The organism is Vibrio sp. 1249-1 (genome assembly GCF_033340495.1).
Genome location: NZ_JAWOWJ010000385.1, coordinates 1 through 792 on the forward strand (window position 1 = coordinate 1; position 792 = coordinate 792).

The following is a 792-nucleotide window of genomic DNA, read 5'->3' on the forward strand; positions in this document are numbered from 1 at the left end:
TCGCCTCTGACTGCCAAGGCATCCACCGTGTACGCTTAGTCACTTAACCATACAACCCGAAGGAGTTTCGAGTTGATGTTCAAATCACCAAAGTTGTCTCTCATTATTTGAATGAGCGAGAGACATTCGATTTTGCCGGACTCATCTCTTTACCTTCATTTTTAGAAAAAATGAAAACAAAAAGCCAAGAACACTTGAATGTGTTTTTTGGTGTTTATCTTTCGATAAACATTGAGAACTTTACAAACAACAATAAATTGTTGTTTTGTCAGCTTTCCAAATTGTTAAAGAGCTATGTTTCTTCACAAGGAAGTTACATTTTCTAAAGACTTTCAGAGTCAAAAATACCAACCAGTATCAATTGCTTGTTCTGGTTTGGACGTTTTATTCCAAAAATACTTAGAGAATGGTGGGCGATACCGGGCTCGAACCAGTGACCCCCTGCTTGTAAGGCAGGTGCTCTCCCAACTGAGCTAATCGCCCACATTGTTTTGATTTCCGTGGAAGGAAATGGTGGGTCGTGCAGGATTCGAACCTGCGACCAATTGATTAAAAGTCAACTGCTCTACCAACTGAGCTAACGACCCAATGGTATCCCGTAGGGGAGTCGAACCCCTGTTACCGCCGTGAAAGGGCGGTGTCCTAGGCCTCTAGACGAACGGGACACTAAGTGAACATCTTGGGGGATGTTCTATCTCTTAAACTTCATAAACCGTATCAATCTGTGTGAACACTCATCGCAATAATCATCGTTTAAGGAGGTGATCCAGCGCCAGGTTCCCCTAGCGCTAC

At 43.2% G+C, this 792-nt stretch carries 3 tRNA genes; all 3 read right to left on the minus strand.

Features of this window, described 5'->3' with window-relative positions:
• Window positions 1-407 precede the first annotated feature (407 nt).
• Window positions 408-483, minus strand: a tRNA-Val gene (locus R7Z50_RS26520).
• A 28-nt stretch (window positions 484-511) separates the two neighbouring features.
• Window positions 512-587 (minus strand) — tRNA-Lys (locus tag R7Z50_RS26525).
• 2 nt (window positions 588-589) lie between these two features.
• Window positions 590-665 (minus strand) — tRNA-Glu (locus tag R7Z50_RS26530).
• Window positions 666-792: the final 127 nt, after the last annotated feature.